17 protein-coding genes and 2 pseudogenes are annotated in these 17089 nt (G+C 62.6%); 14 read left to right on the top strand and 5 right to left on the bottom strand.

Annotation, left to right across the window (positions count from 1 at the left end; translation table 11 throughout):
* Positions 1 to 3 precede the first annotated feature (3 nt).
* On the top strand, positions 4 to 867 hold the full coding sequence (locus OSW16_RS26165; protein WP_267819606.1) for an ABC transporter permease: 864 nt from the start codon (positions 4 to 6) through the stop codon (positions 865 to 867).
* Between the two features lie 13 nt (positions 868 to 880).
* Here the strand turns inward: OSW16_RS26165 and OSW16_RS26160 are convergent, their stop codons facing one another.
* The gene (locus OSW16_RS26160; RefSeq protein WP_267819603.1) at positions 881 to 1438 is read right to left on the bottom strand and encodes a WYL domain-containing protein; all 558 of its coding nucleotides are present in this window, start codon (positions 1436 to 1438) and stop codon (positions 881 to 883) included.
* A gap of 206 nt (positions 1439 to 1644) precedes the next feature.
* Between OSW16_RS26160 and OSW16_RS26155 the strand changes: the two genes are divergently transcribed.
* The 7 genes and pseudogenes from OSW16_RS26155 to OSW16_RS27280 form a co-directional block, all read left to right on the top strand.
* Positions 1645 to 2442, top strand: coding sequence for a tetratricopeptide repeat protein (locus tag OSW16_RS26155; protein ID WP_267819601.1), 798 nt, complete (start codon positions 1645 to 1647; stop codon positions 2440 to 2442).
* Positions 2443 to 2544: 102 nt separating this feature from the next.
* Complete coding sequence (locus OSW16_RS26150) at positions 2545 to 2997, top strand: MarR family winged helix-turn-helix transcriptional regulator (protein WP_241805467.1); 453 nt, start codon at positions 2545 to 2547, stop codon at positions 2995 to 2997.
* On the top strand, positions 2994 to 5081 hold the full coding sequence (locus tag OSW16_RS26145) for an FUSC family protein (protein WP_267819598.1): 2088 nt from the start codon (positions 2994 to 2996) through the stop codon (positions 5079 to 5081). Before OSW16_RS26150 ends, OSW16_RS26145 begins: the two co-directional genes overlap by 4 nt.
* Positions 5078 to 5290: a DUF1656 domain-containing protein gene (locus OSW16_RS26140; protein ID WP_209862598.1), complete on the top strand. Its 213-nt coding sequence runs from the start codon at positions 5078 to 5080 to the stop codon at positions 5288 to 5290. The genes OSW16_RS26145 and OSW16_RS26140 overlap by 4 nt, the downstream gene beginning before the upstream one ends.
* Entirely contained in the window at positions 5287 to 6162 is an 876-nt protein-coding gene (locus OSW16_RS26135) for an HlyD family secretion protein (RefSeq protein WP_241805469.1), read from the top strand. Before OSW16_RS26140 ends, OSW16_RS26135 begins: the two co-directional genes overlap by 4 nt.
* Entirely contained in the window at positions 6159 to 7577 is a 1419-nt protein-coding gene (locus OSW16_RS26130) for an efflux transporter outer membrane subunit (protein ID WP_267819593.1), read from the top strand. Before OSW16_RS26135 ends, OSW16_RS26130 begins: the two co-directional genes overlap by 4 nt.
* Positions 7553 to 7657 (top strand): annotated as a pseudogene (locus tag OSW16_RS27280) (hypothetical protein); the annotation flags it as partial. The gene OSW16_RS26130 and the pseudogene OSW16_RS27280, both read left to right, overlap by 25 nt.
* 14 nt (positions 7658 to 7671) lie before the next feature.
* Here the strand turns inward: OSW16_RS27280 and OSW16_RS26125 are convergent.
* Positions 7672 to 8127: an REP-associated tyrosine transposase gene (locus OSW16_RS26125; protein WP_267819591.1), complete on the bottom strand. Its 456-nt coding sequence runs from the start codon at positions 8125 to 8127 to the stop codon at positions 7672 to 7674.
* Between the two features lie 519 nt (positions 8128 to 8646).
* Here OSW16_RS26125 and OSW16_RS26120 point away from each other — a divergent pair.
* The 3 genes from OSW16_RS26120 (at position 8647) to OSW16_RS26110 (ending at position 9953) form a co-directional block, all read left to right on the top strand.
* Positions 8647 to 8910 (top strand): hypothetical protein, encoded by a 264-nt coding sequence (locus tag OSW16_RS26120; protein WP_267819589.1) that lies wholly within the window; start codon positions 8647 to 8649, stop codon positions 8908 to 8910.
* Positions 8907 to 9155 (top strand): DUF3077 domain-containing protein, encoded by a 249-nt coding sequence (locus OSW16_RS26115; RefSeq protein ID WP_267819587.1) that lies wholly within the window; start codon positions 8907 to 8909, stop codon positions 9153 to 9155. Before OSW16_RS26120 ends, OSW16_RS26115 begins: the two co-directional genes overlap by 4 nt.
* Before the next feature lie 345 nt (positions 9156 to 9500).
* On the top strand, positions 9501 to 9953 hold the full coding sequence (locus tag OSW16_RS26110) for a YaiI/YqxD family protein (protein ID WP_241805471.1): 453 nt from the start codon (positions 9501 to 9503) through the stop codon (positions 9951 to 9953).
* Here OSW16_RS26110 and elbB read toward each other — a convergent pair whose 3' ends face one another.
* Positions 9954 to 10619, bottom strand: coding sequence for an isoprenoid biosynthesis glyoxalase ElbB (gene elbB / locus OSW16_RS26105; protein WP_267819584.1), 666 nt, complete (start codon positions 10617 to 10619; stop codon positions 9954 to 9956).
* A 113-nt stretch (positions 10620 to 10732) separates the two neighbouring features.
* On the opposite strand from elbB, the pseudogene OSW16_RS26100 reads away from it, so the two are divergent.
* Positions 10733 to 11311: pseudogene (locus OSW16_RS26100) on the top strand (sterol desaturase family protein); the annotation flags it as partial.
* A gap of 549 nt (positions 11312 to 11860) precedes the next feature.
* Here OSW16_RS26100 and OSW16_RS26095 read toward each other — a convergent pair.
* Positions 11861 to 12505, bottom strand: coding sequence for a DedA family protein (locus OSW16_RS26095; protein ID WP_241805473.1), 645 nt, complete (start codon positions 12503 to 12505; stop codon positions 11861 to 11863).
* Positions 12506 to 12780: 275 nt separating this feature from the next.
* Between OSW16_RS26095 and ppk1 the strand changes: the two genes are divergently transcribed.
* Entirely contained in the window at positions 12781 to 14961 is a 2181-nt protein-coding gene (gene ppk1 / locus OSW16_RS26090; protein ID WP_418942221.1) for a polyphosphate kinase 1, read from the top strand.
* Here the strand turns inward: ppk1 and ppx are convergent.
* Positions 14948 to 16450 (bottom strand): exopolyphosphatase, encoded by a 1503-nt coding sequence (gene ppx / locus OSW16_RS26085; RefSeq protein WP_267819579.1) that lies wholly within the window; start codon positions 16448 to 16450, stop codon positions 14948 to 14950. The genes ppk1 and ppx overlap by 14 nt on opposite strands.
* A 243-nt stretch (positions 16451 to 16693) precedes the next feature.
* Between ppx and trxA the strand changes: the two genes are divergently transcribed.
* The gene (trxA, locus tag OSW16_RS26080; RefSeq protein WP_009684153.1) at positions 16694 to 17023 is read left to right on the top strand and encodes a thioredoxin TrxA; all 330 of its coding nucleotides are present in this window, start codon (positions 16694 to 16696) and stop codon (positions 17021 to 17023) included.
* The last annotated feature ends 66 nt before the right edge of the window (positions 17024 to 17089 follow it).

The raw sequence follows: 17089 nt of genomic DNA, 5'->3' as shown, positions 1-17089 counted from the left end.
GCCATGACCACTACACCTGTACGACAGGAATACGAGGTGCAGCTCGAGCCGCTGCTCAGTGTGCCTCTGGAACGCAACCTGCCGCTGGCGCAACGCTTGTGGCAGCACGGCTGGTTACGCAAGGCGGTGATCCTGGTGGTGATCGCAGCATTGTGGGAGGCCATTGCCCGCTACCAAGGCAACGACCTGCTGCTGCCGAGCTTCTTGCAGACTACCGCAGCGCTGTGGGACGGCCTGCTCAGCGGTGAGCTGCCGGCCAAAGTCGGCGTGTCGCTGGTGATCCTGCTCAAGGGGTACGTGATGGGTATCGTGCTGGCGTTCGGTCTTACCAGCCTGGCGGTATCCACCCAGTTGGGGCGTGACTTGCTCGGTACCTTGACCTCAATGTTCAACCCGCTGCCGGCGATTGCCCTGCTGCCTCTGGCTTTGTTGTGGTTCGGCCTGGGCGACAACAGCCTGATCTTCGTGCTGGTGCATTCAGTGCTCTGGGCGCTGGCGCTCAATACCTACGCAGGCTTTCTGGGGGTGTCGGAGACGTTGCGCATGGCGGGGCGCAACTATGGCCTAAAGGGGCTACGGTTGGTGCTGCACATCCTGGTGCCCGCGGCACTGCCGTCGATCCTGTCGGGGCTGAAGATCGGCTGGGCCTTTGCCTGGCGCACGTTGATCGCCGCCGAGCTGGTGTTCGGTGCCAGCAGCGGCAAGGGCGGGCTGGGCTGGTACATCTTCCAGAACCGCAACGAGCTGTATACCGACAAGGTTTTTGCCGGGTTGGCGGTGGTGATCCTGATCGGGCTGCTGGTCGAAGGGCTGGTATTCAATACTCTGGAACGGGCGACCGTGCGGCGCTGGGGGATGCAGCGCTGATCTGCAGTGGCCCCTAATTCTGGTACTGCGCAGCCGCCTTGCTCAGGGTCTGGGCAATCTCACTGCGCAGTTCATCCGGCTGTTCGACCTTCACGGCGTCCCCTTGGCTCAACACCCACCAGCGTAGCGCCCAGCCATCTTCCATCGTCGCCTGCAGCCGATGCCCATGCTCCAGGGCAGTCAGCTGCATGTCTGCACTCAACGGCTGATCGCGCAACTGCCGCGCCACCCTGTCGTTGACCCAGGCTTGCAGCACCAGCCCATCACCTTGCGCCGGTTGTAGCGCCTCACCGCGCAAGTAGCCCTGCAGGTCGAAATTCCCGCGCAGCTCCCCCGCAGCGTTGACCGACCAGTGCCAGCCGAACGGAATGCTCTTGTCATTGCGCTCCAGCGGAAAGATCAACGACAGCTCATTGAGGTCGCGTTCAACCGTGCGTTTACTGACGCTGAAACCCACATCGCGCAGGCGCCACACCAGTTCTGCGCTGGTAATGCCCGGGGAACGGCTGGGTAGCTGGCGCAACAGCGCCCACTGACGGCTGAGGGTGGCGCGGGTGGTGGCGAACGGCAAAAGGTAACGTCCTTGTCTAGGCTTGCCGCATCAGGATGGCGGCATTAGCGGGTCATGGCAATTAGCCACGATCCGATCAGATCAAGCAGCCGCCAATTGGTTGCCTGGCGTCGAATCGTTCGCGACAGGTTTTGACGTGACGTCGCGCAGAATCACGCCTCATCACAGCCGCAGTAAGGCCTGTGGGTCGTTCAATGAGGATGAACATGTCAGCTGTCAGCAATATCCACTCGCTGCTCGCCCGTCTTCTGCCTGAGCAGGTCATTCCCGCGCCGACCCCCGCTGGCAGGCGACAGCGGCTGTTCGCCGGGGTGGGGTTGCCCAGCCAGCGGGCGCTGCTGGTCAACCGCCTGGACGAAGCCGCGGACCTGCAAGCGGTGTATGCCGACCTGCGCCATCAAGCGCTGGCTGGCCATGTGGCGGCGCTCAATGACCTGGGTTGGGTCTGGCTCAACGGCAAGTACTGGCGTGCCGACACCGTGTTGGCTGGGCACCTGCTGCGCATGGCGGCCATGCAGGGCAATGCCGCCGCCTGGTTCAACCTGGGGCAGCAACACTACTTCGGCAAGGGCGTGGAGGTTTCCTACGCCCAGGCCGCAGAGTGTTATCGCCATGCTTTTGACCGCGGCCTGCTGCATGCCGCAGCCGCACTCGGCGATTTGTACGAAGAAGAAGTCTGCGATGCGCAACTGGGCTGGCAGGTCGATCTTGCGCAGGCTTACCAATGGTTTCTTCGTGGTGCCGAACTGGGCGAGGTGCGTTGCCGCTTCGAGGTGGGCTACCGCTTGTTGCATGGCTTGAGTGTGCAGGCCGATATCAAGGCCGGGCTGTATTGGCTGGAGCTGGCGGCGGCGACCGGGGTCATGCAGGCGGCCGAGGAGCTGGCCGTGCATTTCAGCCGTAGCGATGCGGCGCGCTATCTGGATTGGCGGGATCGGGCCGTGCAGATGGGCAGTACGCTGGCATTGGCGATGAAGTTGGAGGACCAGGTACAGCCTCGATGAACAACAATTCATGTACACCCCCCGTCGCCCGCGGTTGACGACAGGGGGAGGGCCAGGCGTATATTGATAGTTAGCAAACTATGAATATCCCTGGTTCTTTACATGACGCTTGATTCACTGCGCCTGCAAGTCAGCACTGGCATGATCGTTTCCGCTCGCCATTGGCGGCGCATCTGCCATACGGCGCTGACCAGTTACGGCATTTCCGAAGCCTGCGCCGCACCCTTGCTGATGATCGTGCGCCTGGGCGATGGAGTGCACCAGGTAGCCGTGGCTCAGGCCGCGGGCCTGGAAAGCCCGTCGCTCGTGCGCCTGCTTGACCAGCTGTGCAAGGCCGGCCTGGTATGCCGTAGCGAGGATCCGCTGGACCGCCGTGCCAAGGCCCTGAGCCTGACGGGCGAGGGCCGGGCTTTGGCCGAAGCCATCGAAGCTGAGCTGGTGCGAGTCCGCCACGAAGTCCTGCAGGGCATCGATGAAGCTGACCTGCATGCTACCTTGCGCGTGCTTCGTGCCTTCGAGGCGGCAGGCCTTGGCAGCACTGGCGGGGTGGCATGAACGGTTTCTTCAGTTCCCTACCGCCGGCCCGCGACTGGTTCTATGGTGTGCGTACCTTTGCCGCGTCGATGATCGCGTTGTACATCGCACTGCTCATGCAGCTGCCACGCCCGTACTGGGCGATGGCGACGGTCTATATCGTTTCCAGCCCGTTCGTTGGGCCTACCAGCTCCAAGGCCCTGTACCGCGCACTTGGCACGCTGCTCGGCGCTGGCGGGGCAATCTTCCTGGTACCGCCGCTGGTGCAGTCGCCATTGTTGCTGACCGTCGCGATCGCCCTGTGGACCGGCACATTGCTGTACCTCTCGCTGAACCTGCGCACCGCGAACAACTACATGCTGATGCTGGCAGGCTATACGTTGCCGATGATCGCCCTGGCGGTGGTCGACAACCCGCTGGCAGTGTTCGACGTTGCGTCTTCACGTGCTCAGGAAATCTGCCTGGGGATCGTCTGCGCCGCTGTGGTCGGCGCCATTTTTTGGCCGCGACGCCTGGCGCCTGTCGTGGTCGGCTCGACCGGCACCTGGTTCACCGAGGCGATTCGTTACAGCGATACCTACCTCGCCCGAGATATGGCTGCCGACAAAGTAGGGGGTATGCGCGGTGCCATGGTCACCACCTTCAACTCGCTGGAGTTGATGATTGGCCAGCTGGGCCATGAGGGGGCAGGCCCGCATATGGTAAAGAACGCACGCGAACTGCGTGGGCGGATGATCCACCTGTTGCCGGTCATAGACGCCCTCGACGACGCCCTGGTGGCCCTCGAAGGCCGCGCTCCTGCGCAGTTCGCCCAATTGCAGCCTGTGTTGGCCGCCGCTCGCGAATGGCTCAAGGGCACCGCCGACAGTGCCTCGGTAGCACGCTGGACCGCCTTGCATGAACAGATCGACCGCCTGCAGCCCGGAGCCGCCGCCCTCGACCAGCGTGCTGAGTTGCTGTTGTCCAATGCACTGTATCGCCTGACCGAGTGGGCCGACCTCTGGCAGGACTGCTGCACCTTGCAGCATGCCCTGCGCATGGATGACCCCAAGCCTTGGCGCGCAGTTTACCGCCACTGGCGCCTGGGCCGCCTGACGCCCTTCTTCGACCGTGGCTTGATGCTGTATTCGGTAGTATCCACCGTGCTGGCGATCATTGTCGCCTGCGGCCTGTGGATTGGCCTGGGCTGGAACGACGGCGCCAGTGCGGTGATTCTCGCCGCCGTGTCATGCAGCTTCTTCGCCGCCATGGACGACCCCGCACCGCAGATCTACCGGTTCTTCTTCTGGACCCTGATGTCGGTCATCTTCTCCAGCCTGTACTTGTTCCTGGTGCTGCCCAACCTGCACGATTTCCCGATGCTGGTGCTGGCATTCGCCGTGCCGTTCATATGCGTCGGCACCCTGACCGTGCAGCCCCGCTTCTACCTTGGCACCTTGCTGACCATCGTCAACACCTCCACCTTCATCAGCATCCAGGGCGCCTACGACGCTGATTTCTTCACCTTCCTCAACTCCAACCTGGCAGGCCCGGCAGGGCTTCTGTTCGCGTTCATCTGGACCCTGGTGATGCGCCCCTTCGGGGTGGAACTGGCCGCCAAGCGCATGACTCGCTTCGCCTGGCGGGACATCGTCGAGATGACTGCGCCGGCGACCCTGGCCGAACGTCGCCAGCTCGGCGTGCAGATGCTCGACCGCCTGATGCAGCACCTGCCGCGCCTGTCGCAGACCGGCCAGGACACTGGCGCAGCCCTGCGCGACCTGCGCGTGGGGCTGAACCTGCTCGACCTGCTGGCCTACCTGCCGCGCGCAGGCACCCAGGCCCGCGAACGCCTGCAAACGGTGATCGAGGAAGTGGGCGGGCACTACCAGGCCTGCCTGCGCGCCAGTCAGCGCCTGCATGCCCCTGCGGCGCTGCTGCGCAACATGGAGCGGGCGCGCCTGGTGCTGAACCTGGATGAACTGTACGAACGCGGCGATGCCCGCACGCACCTGCTGCATGCCCTGAGTGGCCTGCGCCTGGCATTGCTGCCGGGTGTCGAGGTGATGCTCGAGCCTGCCGAACAACCGCAACTGCCCCCCGGCCTCGACGGAGCGCCCCTGTGATCGGTGAACTGGATATCAGCGGGGTGTTCCTGCCCACGCTGCTGGTGATGATGGTCTGCACTTACGTGCTGTTTCTCGGGGTGCACGCGGTGCTGGTGCGCCTGCACTTCTACCGCCTGGTCTGGCACCGGGCGTTGTTCAACGTTGCTCTGTATGCCGTGCTGCTTGGCGCGGTGGACCATTTTTGCCGAAGCCTGATGCTGCCATGAAAAAACCTTTGCTGACCCTGGGCCGTGTGGTCCTGACCTTGCTGGTAGTGACCTTCGCCGCTGTGCTCGTGTGGCAGATGGTGGTGTACTACATGTTCGCCCCCTGGACCCGCGACGGCCATATCCGCGCCGACGTGATCCAGATCGCCCCGGATGTTTCCGGGTTGATCCAAAAGGTCGAAGTGCATGACAACCAGACCGTCAAGCGCGGCGACGTGCTGTTCACCATCGATCAGGACCGCTTCACCCTGGCGCTGCGCCAGGCCAAGGCGACCCTTGGCGAACGCCAGGAAACCCTGGCCCAGGCCTCTCGCGAAGCGCAGCGCAACCGTAAGCTGGGCAACCTGGTGGCAGCCGAGCAACTGGAAGAAAGCCAGTCCCGCGAGGCCCGTGCCCGTTCGGCGGTGAGCGAGGCCCAAGTGGCGGTCGACACCGCCCAGCTCAACCTTGACCGTTCGGTGGTGCGCAGCCCGGTGGACGGCTACCTCAACGATCGCGCGCCACGTAACCACGAATTTGTCACGGCTGGCCGCCCAGTGCTTTCGGTCGTCGACAGTGCTTCGTATCACGTCGATGGCTATTTCGAAGAGACCAAATTGGGCGGCATCCACATTGGCGATGCCGTGGACATCCGTGTGATGGGCGACAACACTCGCCTGCGTGGCCATGTGCAGAGCTTTGCCGCCGGCATCGAAGACCGCGACCGCAGCAGCGGCAGCAACCTGCTGCCCAACGTCAACCCGGCGTTCAGCTGGGTGCGCCTGGCCCAGCGGATCCCAGTACGCATCGCCTTCGATGAAGTGCCGCAAGACTTCCGCATGATCGCCGGGCGTACCGCCACGGTCTCGATCATCGAGGGCCCGCGCCCATGAAACAGCTGATCCTGGCTGGCGTTTGCCTGTCGCTTGGGGCCTGCATGATGGTCGGCCCGGACTATGAAGTGCCCAAGGATGCGGCAGTGCAGCGCAGCGACCTCAGTGGGCCACTGCGCCAGGATGCTGCCAGCGTGGTGTCGGCGCCGGTACCTGAGGACTGGTGGCAGCTGTATCAGGATCAACGCCTCAATGAGCTGGTGCGCCAGGCATTGAGTGCCAACACCCAACTGCGCGTGGCGGCGGCCAACATTGCCAAGGCCCGTGCGCAGGTCGAGGTCGCGCAGTCGCAGGGTGGCTTCAATGGCGGCATCAAGGCCGGCGCCCAGCGCTTGCAGGAGTCTGGCGAGGCGTTCCTGCTGACCGAGAAGGTGCCAGTGGCCAACATCGGCGAGGCGATCATCAGTGCCTCCTACCAGTTTGACCTCTGGGGCACCTTCAAGCGCGGCACCGAAGCCGCCAAAGCCAATGCCGACGCTGTGCAGGCCGCCGCCGATACTGCCCGCATCACGCTGGTGGCCGATGTGGTCAAGGCTTACACCCAGGTGTGTTCGGCCAACGAGGAATACCACATCGCCCGTGAGTCGCTCGATCTGCAGCAGCAGAGCGTGCAGCTCAACCAGCGCCTGCGTGATGCTGGCCGGGGTGACGAAACCCAGGTCACCCGCTCGCAGACCCAGTTCAAATCGCTGCGCGCAGAGTTGCCGCGCTTCAAGGCCGAGCGGGAAACTGGCTTGTATACGTTGGCTGCGCTGCTGGCCAAGCCTGTGGAGCAACTGCCGGCCGGCACTGCCGATTGTGCCGAGCTGCCACATCTGAACCAGCTGTTGCCGGTCGGTGATGGCGCCGCGCTGCTCAAGCGCCGCCCCGACGTGCGCCAGGCCGAACGCCAGTTGGCGGCGTCTACAGCGAATATCGGCGTGGCCACGGGCGCGCTGTATCCCGACATCAGCATCGGCGCCCAGGTCGGTACCATCGGTATTCTCGAAAACCTGGGGGAGCCTGCAACCAACCGTTGGGGCTTCGGCCCGCAGATCAGCTGGAGCATCCCCACCAACGGTACCCGTGCGCGCATTCGCATGGCCGAGGCCTCGACCCAGGCGGCGCTGGCGCATTTCGACGGCGTGGTGCTCAACGCCATTCGCGAAACTCAGACCCGCCTGGCCCAGTACAGCGCCTTGCTCGACCGGCGTGATGCGCTGGCCGAGGCGGAAAAATCGGCGAAAGAAGCGGCGGACCAGACGCACCGGTATTACCAGGCGGGGCGTGAGTCATTCCTGGCGGACTTGCAGGCGACACGGACGTATACCGATATGCGTGCGCAGCTGGCTGCGGCCAACAGCCAGGTAGCCATGGGGCAGATCGGGGTGTTCCTGGCGTTGGGCGGTGGGTGGAAGGATACCGCCAAGCCTTGAGGCCCCATCGCCGGCAAGCCGGCCACAGGAATTGCACTGAACCTGAGGGCAGCGCTTTACCTGTTGGAGCCAGGTGGCGATGTGGCCATGGCCGTCAAACCCAGATCGCGTCCCAATGCGGATAATCCCCCACCCGCTCAACCAGACCTGCGCGCTTAGGATTCATGACGATATACCGCGCCACAGCCTGCAAATCCTCTTCTCGCCGCAACGCCCTGTCATGAAAGCTCTTCTGCCAAAGCCGCCCATATCGCCCGAGATGGCGGTTGATGGCACAGGTGCTGCGCGACTTCACTCGGCGCATCAACGTTTTCAGGCTCACCGGCCCCAGCTCGATCAACCAGTGGAAATGATCAGGCATTACAACCCAGGCTAAAGACCGCGCCGCACCTTCTGCCTCGGCCTCGCGCAGCTGGCTGACCAACAAGCGGGCCGAGTGAAACTCACCCAGTACAGGGGCCCTGTGCAATGTGGTGCTGGTGAGAAGGTACAACCGATTCCTTTCTGAGAACCTGCCAACCCTTAGCTGATTTGAATGGGGACGATCCATGTTCCCTGCCTCCTGATGGTTTGCTCATGAGGCTAGTAGCGACGGTTCCACAAGGTTGGGCTCAATTGGTTACCTGCTGTTTCTGCAGGGCCATCGCCGACAAACCGGCCAATGGGCTTCGGCAGTTCTTGAGGCTTGCACCGTATTTGTGGGAGCCGGCTTGCCGGCGATCGAGGGCGAAGCCCTCGCAGCCGCCGCAAAGCCGTAAGACATTTCCGAACCTGAAACCAAATGCTTCAGTTCTTTCACTCTGGCGACTTATCCTACGACGCCTATCGGAAGGTGCCGTCTTGGCTGGCAAGCGCTCCGGGAATAATGTCCTCGGGTCGCCGCACAAGGCGATCGGGCGTGAGACACCCGGTTCACATTCGGTAGCGCCGCTCCATGGCGGTCGTGCGCGGGCAGACTTCGGTCTGGCCGGGGTTACCGTATGTCCCGGGTCTCACCCCGTGCACGACTGCCACCCAAATCCGTGAGACGAGGAGGAAGGCAGGTCAGTCCAACATACGGAGATCCGCCATGAAAAAGCTCGTCCCAGACCCACCTCCATCTGCCCTGCTTCTTCTCGACCCTCCCGCCATCTCGCTCCCCGAACCGCCCAACACCCAAGAGTGCACCGCACTCATCTGCGCTTTGACCCTGACCATAAAACAGACCTCCAGCGTGCTGCTCGACAGCCCTCAAGGCCCTGTGCGTGACGCCATGGGCATGAGCATCCGCCTGCTGTGCCGGATGATCAATGCGCTGAACGAGCACGCCGGTGCGCAAGGAGCGTCACAATGAGCGAGGGCCTCAACCAAGCATCAACGGCAGGCGTAGAAACCTTCGACCTGTTCAGCCTCAGGCCTGATGTCCCGTTCGATCATGCGTTCTCGCAGCTTTCCATACTGCTAGGCTGCATCCGCCACCTCACCACCGAAGCGGAAATGGAAAACGACCGCATCGCTGGCAGCGCCGCGCGGATCCTCAGCGAGATGGCCAAGGCATTGATCGATGATCTGGAGCGGGGGATGAACAAGGCTCACTGAGGCCTTGCAGTCATGGCAGGCAGCGAGCGGCGTTAGTGCTGCTTGCTCTGCGCACTCCACGTGGCCATTGAAATAGATGTGCCATTGCGTGTTTCTTTCGCCGGGACGAGTAACATGACCCTAGTCGCGAAAGGAGAGCGCAGGCTTGATGCCAGTCGTTAGGGTTTCGGGGCTGCTCTGCAGCCCATCGCCGGCAAGCCAGCTCCACCGGTACCTCGCCGTTCCTAAGCTGTGCGTCCATACCTGTGGGAGCCGGCTTGCCGGCGATGGGCCGCAAAGCGGCCCCAAATCGCGCAACCGAACGGCATCGGGCACTGCCCCACCTGCTTCAAGAGGAAAAATGCAATGCGCATATGGATCGACGCCGACGCCTGCCCCAAGGCAGCCAAGGACCTGATCGTCAAATTCGCCCTCAAGCGCAAGCTCGAGGTGGTAATGGTGGCCGGGCAGGCCGTGGCCAAACCGGCCTTCGCCGTGGTGCGGCTGATCGTGGTACCCAGCGGCATGGATGCCGCCGATGATTACCTGGTCGAGCACGCCGTGCCAGGTGAGCTGGTCATCTGCAGCGATGTGCCGCTGGCCGACCGCCTGATCAAGAAGGGTGTAGCGGCACTGGACCCACGTGGCCGTGAGTTCGACGAACGCAACATGGGCGACCGCCTGGCAGTGCGCAACCTGTTTACCGAGTTGCGCGAGCAGGGCCAGGTCGGCGGCGGGCAGGCGCCTTATGGCGAACGCGAGAAGCAGGCGTTCGCCAATGCGCTGGACCGTATTCTGGCCCGCTTGGCCAAGGGCTGATCAGTCAGCCTCGTGGGTCATTTCCAGCACACGATCCACCAACTTGTAAATGCCGCCAGCCGCCTCGCTGATCGACTGGGCCAGCATGTACGCCGGCGTAGTCACCAGCTTGCGCTGGGTGTCTTCGACAATGTCATGCACATCGCACTCTTCATGGGTGCCACCCATCTTGACCACCGCAGCGGCAGTATCGGCATCGTTACCGATGGTGCAGACCACGCCAGGGCCGTAGATCTTCGCCGCCAGTGCCGGTGAAATGCACATCAGGCCAACCGGCTTGCAGGCTTCGGCAAAGGCTTCGGCCAAGGCCAGTACCTGAGGGTTGACCGTGCATTCGCTACCTTGGGTGGCAAAGTCGGACAAGTTCTTCGCCGCGCCGAAACCACCTGGCACGATCAGCGCGTCGAAGTCCTCGGCCCTGGCCTCGCTGATGTCCTTGACCTCGCCGCGGGCGATGCGCGCCGATTCCACCAGCACATTGCGCGACTCAGGCACCTGCTCACCGGTGAGGTGGTTGATCACATGCATCTGCGCGATGTTCGGCGCGAAGCACTGCACCTGTGCGCCGCGCTGGTCGAGGCGCAGCAGGGTGATCACGCTTTCATGGATTTCGGCGCCATCGTAGACGCCACAGCCGGAAAGAATCACCGCTACTTTTTTCGTCATGCTCATTACTCCAGTGTCGAGGCGCTAAATGTCCTCTAGTTTGGCAGATGTGGCCATAGGGGTTGCCATGGGAGCATCCTAATCTCTCTGGGTACCCTTGGAGGCAGCTGTCCATGGACCTGATTCTGCTGGCCGTACCGTTCTTTTTCGTGCTGATCGCGGTTGAACTGGTCGCCGACCGTGTGCGCGGCCAGCGTAATTTCACCGTGGCCGATTCGATCAACAGCCTGAGCACTGGCGTGCTTTCCACCAGCACCGGCCTGCTGACCAAGGGGGTAGGGGTGGTGACCTATGCACTGGCGTGGGAGCATCTGGCGCTGCTGCACTTGCCGGACCACGCCCTCTGGGTCTGGTTGCTGGCGTTCGTGCTGTACGACTTCTGCTATTACTGGCTGCACCGCTTGGGCCATGAGCGCAATGTGCTGTGGGCAGCCCATTCGGTGCATCACCAGAGCGAGGAGTACAACCTCACCACCGCGTTGCGCCAGACCAGCAGCGGTTTCCTCTTTTCGTGGATCTTCTACCTGCCGCTGGCGCTGCTCGGCGTGTCGCCCTGGGTGTTCATAACGGTGGCGTCGCTCAACCTGCTGTACCAGTTCTGGGTGCATACCCGGCACATTCCCAAGTTGGGCTGGCTCGAATGGATACTGATCACTCCGTCCAACCATCGCGTCCACCATGCGCAAAATCCTGTTTATTTGGATCGCAATTACGGCGGTGTGTTCATTCTTTGGGACCGTCTGTTTGGCACAGTCAAGGAGGAAGATCCGGCCGAGCCCGTGGTGTTTGGCGTGACCACGCCGCTGGCCAGCTGGAACCCGTTATGGGCCAACCTGCAGTTCTATGCCCAGCTCTGGGACGATGCCCGGCGCACCGAAAGCCTGTGGGACAAACTGCGTATCTGGTTCATGCCCACGGGCTGGCGGCCGGCGGATGTAGCCGCGCGTTATCCACAGGCCAAGCAGAACCTGGCGCTGTTCCGTAAGTTCGCGGTGGCACTGGGGCGGGCGCAGCAGGTCTACGTGGTGCTGCAGTTCGCTGTTTACGTGGCATTGGGCAGCTACTTGATGAGCGTTGCCGAGCAGGTGCCGACAGCGGCCCTGGTGCTGGGCTGGGCAGTGATGGCGTTGGGCCTGTTTGCCTTGGGCGCGGCCTTGGAGAACCGGCCGTGGGCAGGGCGCCTGGAGCTGGTGCGCCTGCTATTGAATGCGCCCGCACTGTATCTGGCTGGCGCTCTGGGCTTAGGGGTTGTCACGCCCTTGGTCTGGGCCATGCTCGCGCTTTACAGTTTGCTCAGCCTCGTCGGCCTGGGCTTGTGCGGCGGCCTTGCGCTCGGCGCGCAAGGTGCGAAAACGCCGGCGCAGCCACAGCAGGGCACCGAGCAGCAGCAGGCCACCGAGCACCCATAGCTCGTACTTCTTCACGTTGCCCAGCATGCCTTCCAGAATGGCGCCGAAGTGGTACGCGGCAGCGCCCAGGGCCAAGGCCCATACGGCTGCACCGATGCCGTTGAGCAGCAGGTAACGCCGGGGTGGGTAGCCAGACAGGCCGATAGCCACGGGCATCACCGTGCGCAGGCCATAGACGAAGCGGAAGCTCAGTACCCAGATGTCGGGGTGGCGGCGGATATGCTCCAGCGCCCGGTCGCCCATCGCCTGCCAGCGCGGCTTGCGCGCAAGGATCTTGCGCCCGTGCCGGCGGCCCATGAAGTACCACAGCTGGTCGCCGGCATAGCTGCCGAAGAATGCCACGATCACCACCAGGCTGATGTCCATGTACCCGCGGAACGCAAGGAATCCTGCAAGCACCAGGATGGTCTCGCCTTCAAAGAAGGTGCCTAGAAAAAGGGCAAAATAGCCGAAATCCTGCAGGAATTGTTGAAGCATTTTCTGAGGTGCTGGCGAAATGAACGCGCAGCCTACCCCTTCACGCGCGTTCGTGAAAGTGCCCAGGCGCGTCTCGACGTGAACAATTCGTAGAAGGACAATGGCTTGAGCCACAAGTCGCGGGCTTGCCTATAGATGTAACACAGACGTCATAATGGCCGCTTATCGTCCCGCTCAATTGATGATAGGGCGTTAACGTCCTCCAGGAACGCCAGATGAATAATGAAGTGCTAACCCCTGTCGCGATCAAGGATGCTCAGGCAGTCCCTGAAGAGATGGTGCAGACCCCGCCAGATCTCCCAGAGGCCCCGGAGCCTGCAGCAGAGGCCGCCGCCCCCGCGCCCGTGCATGCTGCCCCCGCGCCGGCCATCGCCATCCCAAGCCTGGACGACAGCAGCCTGTACATTCATCGCGAGCTGTCGCAACTGCAGTTCAACATCCGCGTGCTGGAGCAGGCGCTGGATGAGTCCTACCCGCTGCTCGAGCGCCTGAAATTCCTGCTGATCTTCTCCAGCAACCTCGATGAGTTCTTCGAGATCCGCGTCGCGGGCCTGAAGAAGCAGATCAACTTCGCCCGTGAACAGGCCGGTGCCGACGGCCTGCAGCCGCATCAGGCGCTGGCGCGCATCAGCGAGCTGGTGCACACCGAAGTGGAGCGCCAGTACGCCATCCTCAATGACGTGCTGCTGCCGGAGCTGGAAAAGCACGCGATTCGCTTCATCCGCCGCCGTTATTGGACGCCCAAACTCAAGACCTGGGTGCGCCGCTACTTCCGTGACGAAATTGCGCCGATCATCACCCCGATCGGTCTGGACCCGACGCACCCGTTCCCGTTGCTGGTGAACAAGAGCCTGAACTTCATCGTCGAACTCGAAGGGGTCGATGCCTTCGGTCGTGATTCGGGCCTGGCGATCATCCCGGCGCCGCGCCTGCTGCCGCGGGTCATCCGTGTGCCGGAAGACGTCGGTGGCCCTGGGGACAACTACGTGTTCCTGTCCTCGATGATCCACGCCCATGCCGATGATTTGTTCCAAGGCATGAAGGTCAAGGGTTGCTACCAGTTCCGCCTGACCCGTAACGCCGACCTGGCACTGGATTCGGAAGAAGTCGACGACCTGGCGCGCGCCCTGCGCGGTGAGCTGTTCTCGCGCCGCTACGGTGATGCCGTGCGCCTGGAAGTGGCTGACACTTGCCCCAAGCACCTGTCCGACTACCTGCTCAAGCAGTTCAGCCTCGGCGAGAGCGAGCTGTACCAGGTCAACGGCCCGGTCAACCTGACCCGCCTGTTCAGCATCACCGGGCTGGACAGCCACCCGGAGCTGCAGTACACGCCGTTCACCCCGGCGATCCCCAAGCTGCTGGCCAACGCCGACAACATCTTCAGTGTCATCAGCAAGCAGGACATCCTGCTGATGCACCCGTTCGAGTCCTTCACCCCCGTGGTCGACCTGCTGCGCCAGGCCGCCAAGGACCCGCACGTGCTCGCTGTGCGCCAGACGCTGTACCGTTCAGGGGCCAACTCGGAAATTGTCGATGCGCTGGTGGATGCGGCACGTAACGGCAAAGAGGTCACTGCGGTGATCGAGCTGCGTGCGCGTTTCGACGAAGAGTCCAACCTGCAGATGGCCAGCCGCCTGCAGGCCGCCGGTGCCGTGGTCATCTATGGCGTGGTGGGCTTCAAGACCCACGCCAAGATGATGCTGATCCTGCGCCGCGAGCAGGGCGAGATCGTCCGCTACGCCCACCTGGGCACCGGTAACTACCACGCCGGTAATGCCCGCCTGTACACCGACTACAGCTTGCTGACCTCCGACGACGCCCTCACCGAGGATGTGGGCAAGCTGTTCAGCCAGTTGATCGGCATGGGCAAGACCTTGCGCATGAAAAAGCTGCTGCACGCGCCGTTCACCCTGAAAAAGGGCATGCTCGATATGATTGCCCGGGAAACCCAGTTCGCCCTGGAAGGTAAACCCGCGCATATCATCGCCAAGTTCAACTCGCTGACCGATGCCAAGGTCATCAAGGCCCTGTACAAGGCCAGCCAGTCGGGTGTGAAGATCGACCTGGTGGTCCGTGGCATGTGCTGCTTACGCCCAGGCATTCCGGGGGTTTCGCATAATATCCAGGTGCGTTCGATCATCGGCCGCTTCCTGGAGCATACCCGTGTGTTCTACTTCCTCAACGGCGGCGACGAGCAGATCTACCTGTCCAGCGCCGACTGGATGGAGCGTAACCTCGACAAGCGTGTGGAGACCTGCTTCCCGGTGGAGGGCAAGAAGCTGCTGCTGCGGGTGAAAAAGGAACTGGAAGGCTACCTGACCGACAACACCCACGCCTGGACGCTGCAGCCGGACGGGCGCTATGTGCGCAGCACGCCGACCGGCAACCAGAACCCGCGCAGCGCCCAGGCGACCCTGTTGGAGCGCCTGAGCAACCCGGTACTTAACGTACGCTGAGGACGAAGTTGACCCGGGCCAGCCACTCCGCCTCGTTGGCGAAGTCGGCCTGGGTCAGCTGGTTCTGCTCCAGCCAGCCGGCCGGGAAGGCCACGTCGAGGCTATTGTCTGCGGCATGCAGTTGCACCTTCGGCATCTGTTGGGTGCCGCGGATGTGATGGAACAAAATGGCGAAGCGCAGCAGTACGCAAAGACGCAGCAGTTTCACCCCTTCATCGCCCAGTTCGGCGAACTTTTCCTTAGGGATGTTGCGCCGATGGCCACGCACCAGCAGCGCCATCATCTGCTGGTCTTCGCGCGAGAAGCCCGACAGGTCGGAGTGTTCGATCAGGTAGGCGCCATGCTTGTGGTAGTGATAGTGTGCGATGTCCAGGCCGATTTCGTGAATTTTGGCAGCCCAGCCCAGTAGATCGCGCCAGTTACCCTCTTCAAGGTCCCAGGCCTTGGCCACCTGGTCAAAAGCGTGCAGCGCCTTGCGCTCGACGCGCGCAGCCTGGCCCTGATCGACGTGGTAGCGTTCCATCAGCGAGTTCAGGGTGCGTTCGCGCACGTCTTCGTGGTGGTGGCGGCCAAGCAGGTCGAACAGCACGCCTTCACGCAGCGCGCCATCGCAATGGTCCATGCGTTGCAGTTCCAGCGCGTCGAAGATCGCTTCGAGAATCGCCATGCCGGCTGGGAAGATGGCGCGGCGGTCGGGTTTGACCCCGTCGAAGTCGATCTTGTCGGTGTCGCCCAGCTTGAACAGCCTGCGTTTGACCCATGCCAGCCCCTCGGCGTTGACTTCGCCATTGCCCAGGCCTGCAGCCTTGATCGCGGCGCCGATGGCGCGGATGGTACCGGACGAGCCAATCGCTTCATCCCAGGTCAGGCGGTGCAGGGCGTTCTCGATGCTCATCAGCTCCAGGCGCGCTGCCGTGTAGGCCTGGGCGTAGCGGGCCGGGGTGATCTTGCCATCGCGGAAATAGCGCTGGGTGAAGCTGACGCAGCCCATCTGCAGGCTTTCACGCAGCAGCGGCTCAAAGCGCTGGCCGATGATGAACTCGGTGCTACCGCCGCCGATGTCAGCGACCAGGCGTTTACCGGGGGTGTCGGCCAGGGTATGGGACACGCCCAGGTAGATCAGGCGCGCTTCTTCGCGGCCGGAGATCACTTCCACAGGGTGGCCGAGGATCACTTCGGCACGCTGGATGAATTCGTTGCGGTTGCGCGCCTCGCGCAGGGCGTTGGTGCCAACGATGCGCACGGCGCCTGCAGGCATGCCGTTGATCAGTTGGGCAAAGCGTTTCAGGCATTCCAGGCCCCGGACCATGGCTTCTTCACTGAGCATGCGTGCTTCGTCGATGCCAGCGGCGAGCTGAACCTTCTCCCCAAGCCGTTCCAGAATGCGGATTTCGGTATGGTGAGCCTTGGCCACGACCATGTGAAAACTGTTGGAGCCCAGGTCGATGGCGGCAATCAGGGACAGGTTCTTCGCTAAGGTATGCGGCATGATCTGAGTAGTCTCGGTCGGTAACCCGGCAATCGTGCCACGTTAGCAGGCTGCCGCCAACGCGCGACTCGCCAGGGCTTGATGCAAGGCAATGTGCCAGTCGATGCTATGACACTTCTGTGACAGTTTCGATTCGTGGCGTCTTGCACAACTATAGTGACACTCAATCGTCCGTGACTTCCTGTAGCGCGTGGGTGCGGCTATGATGGGCCACGATTTTTGCTTACGACCCTGGAGATATCCATGAGCAGCGACCTTATCAAACACGTCACCGACGCCACCTTTGAGGCCGAAGTCCTGCAAGCCCAAGGCCCGGTGCTGGTCGACTACTGGGCTGAATGGTGCGGCCCATGCAAGATGATCGCTCCAGTTCTGGACGACATCGCCAGCACCTACGAGGGTAAACTGACCGTCGCCAAGCTGAACATCGACGACAACCAGGAAACCCCGGCCAAGCACGGCGTGCGTGGCATCCCGACGCTGATGCTGTTCAAGAACGGTAACGTCGAGGCCACCAAGGTCGGCGCCCTGTCCAAATCCCAGCTGGCTGCGTTCCTCGACGCCCACCTGTGATGTGAAAAAGCCCCGGAAATTCCGGGGCTTTTCTTTTCCAACCCACTAGACGTCTAAAAAAGCAAG

It is taken from the genome of Pseudomonas putida (assembly GCF_026625125.1).
Taxonomy (GTDB): domain Bacteria; phylum Pseudomonadota; class Gammaproteobacteria; order Pseudomonadales; family Pseudomonadaceae; genus Aquipseudomonas; species Aquipseudomonas putida_X.
This window is presented reverse-complemented; position numbering and strand designations above follow the sequence as displayed.